Consider the following 2,507-nt stretch of genomic DNA (forward strand, 5'->3'; position numbering starts at 1 on the left):
CCATTGAACCACGCTCGCTAAAACCAGACCGATTAGAACGGTGAGAGCGACACTGGCAGCCGAGAAAACAATCGTCCAGATGAAAATGCTGATAAACGGCTGTTTAATGCCTTCATCTTTCCATACTCGCTCAAAGTTCTCAGCACCGATTTTAATGATAAAACCAGGAGAAACTGTGTTACCTACAAATTCGCCATTTTCATTAATTGGCTGATAGAAACCTTCATCGAAATTAGGCTTAAGGTACACGTTGTTACGGTTGTCGTAGAGTGTTTCACCGTCGTCTTGCAGTGTGTAGTTTTGTACTACAGCAGCAAACTTACGTAGGCCACTCATACGTACATCTTCACCAGTCGGGAAATGTAGGTCAATGCCACTGATCGTTGCACGGTTTTTAACGATCGTTTTAATCGCTTCTTTCTCGCCTTCAACAGCATCAACAACAGCTAGGTCTAAGTCAGTAGGTGCATTCGCTGCTAGTTGAAAACCGTCCGTTACGTAAAGCTGCTCATCTTTTTTAATGGCAATTTTGTAGCCATCTTCCGTGTTGTACAGCGTGAACGGGTAGCTGTCTCCACTTTGGAAAGTGCGATCAAGTAAGACCGATTGAGCACGCTCTAATGAGAGCTGGTTTTTAGCACTGTAGTTAGTGAAGGCAAGACCTACGGTGTACGCCAAAGGGAAAAGAATGAATAGAATCATTCCGGCAATACCTGGGTAGATATAGCGGTGAGCGTAGGTCTTTTTACTACCAAAAATGTAGATTGCCAAAGAGGTTAATATCAGGGTAAGAAGGGCAAATGCCATCTCACCACGGGAATACATTAAGATCGTTGCATATCCATTTACGATGCCGACGCTGCCTAGCAACGCCCACTTAATGAACACACTTTTACTTGAGGGCAAGCTCGTTGACGGGGATGGCATGGCGCCTGTACCTTGAACTGACTGCATAAATAGAACCTGCTAGCGATAAATTAAACTTGAAAAGAAGGAGGGGTTACCCCCTCCTTAAAAGGTAGAACTTAATTACTTAGTCATTTGAGTTTCTGCATCTGCAAGTGCTGCATCTACAGTTTGGCGACCATCAACAATGTTGATGATTGCGTTTTTCGCGCTGCCCCAGAATGCGTTCATCTGAGGGATGTTTGGCATGATTTCACCATTCATCGCGTTATCCATTGTTGCTGCGATGCGCTTATCTGCATCTAGCTCACGTTGGAAAGAGTTAAGAGCAACCGCGCCTAGTGGCTTGTCGTCGTTAACTTTACGTAGACCATCGTTAGTTAGTAGGTAGTTCTCTAGGAACTCAACTGCTAGATCTTTGTTTGGAGAAGCAGTGCTGATACCCGCTGTTAGTACACCAACGAAAGGTTTGCTTGTTTGACCGTTGAACTTAGGAAGCGTCGCAACACCGTAGTTGATGCCAGACTTATCAACGTTACCCCATGCCCAAGGACCGTTGATAGTCATCGCAGTTTCGCCTTGGTTGAATGCAGACTCAGATACTGAGTAATCCATGTCTGAAGAGATAACGCCTTTGTCTACTAGACCTTTAACAAAGTTCATAGCGTCTTTAACGCCTTCTTTTGCAATACCTGCATCTTTAACGTCGTAGCCGTTTGCACCGTATTTGAACGCGTAACCACCATCAGCAGCCATTAGCGGCCATGTGAAGTACGGTTCTTTTAGGTTCCACATGATTGCAGACTTGCCTTCTTTCTTAAGCTTAGCGTCGATTTCTGCAACTTCTTCCCAGCTCTTAGGTGGAGTTGGTACTAGGTCTTTGTTGTAGATTAGAGAAAGAGCTTCTACAGCTACTGGGTAACCGATTAGCTTGCCATCGTATTGAACTGCATCCCATGCGAAATCAACGATACCCGCTTTAATTTCTGGAGAAGGTTTAACCTCTGCTAGAAGACCTGCTTCTGCGTAACCACCGAAACGGTCGTGAGCCCAGAACACGATATCAGGACCATCACCAGTAGCAGCTACTTGAGGGAAGCGATCTTGAAGACCATCTGGGTGAGCTACTGTTACTTTAATACCAGTATCTTCTTCAAACTTCTTACCAACTTCCGCTAATCCGTTGTAGCCTTTATCCCCGTTGATCCAGATTGTTAATTGACCTTCTTCGATAGCAGCATTAGCACCAAAAGAGCCAAGAGCAACAAGAGTACTTAGTGCTACTGTGCTTAGGGCATTTTTCATGTTCATATCCTTTTTATATTTGTGTTGTAGGGCTCAACCCAGAGGTTTCACCGTATTTCAGCAATTATTTTCAGCCAAACTGGTTAATGTCTCATCCTCCTACTCCCTACGCCCTAGCTATTATGGACTATTTTCGTGATCCCCATCGTTACGAGTTAGTGACCAACTTCTCAATTAGCGCTGTTAATGTGATCGATTTCAACATGTAAGAAAGAAAATATTTGAACTCGATCTCGCAATGCGTTCTACACCTCTAATCTGCTCCTCCCCTACTACTCCCCCTACAAAAAGTTAAC

2 protein-coding genes are annotated in these 2,507 nt (G+C 44.3%); both read right to left on the minus strand.

Annotated elements, in window-relative coordinates; all coding sequences use genetic code 11:
* Positions 1 to 954: maltose ABC transporter permease MalF (gene malF, locus QTO00_RS18035; protein ID WP_331426008.1), on the minus strand; the 954-nt coding region annotated here is incomplete at its 3' end.
* 75 nt (positions 955 to 1,029) lie between these two features.
* A complete protein-coding gene (malE, locus tag QTO00_RS18040) occupies positions 1,030 to 2,211 on the minus strand; it encodes a maltose/maltodextrin ABC transporter substrate-binding protein MalE (RefSeq protein ID WP_331426009.1) in 1,182 nt (393 codons plus the stop codon).
* Between the last annotated feature and the right edge of the window lie 296 nt (positions 2,212 to 2,507).

The sequence above is a fragment of the Vibrio sp. M260118 genome (assembly GCF_036533755.1).
In the GTDB taxonomy this organism is placed as follows: domain Bacteria; phylum Pseudomonadota; class Gammaproteobacteria; order Enterobacterales; family Vibrionaceae; genus Vibrio.

Excerpts from the sequence above, each read along its gene's own strand:
- malE (WP_331426009.1), bottom strand. The coding sequence starts at position 2,211 with ATGAAAAATGCCCTAAGCACAGTAGCACTAAGTACTCTTGTTGCTCTT.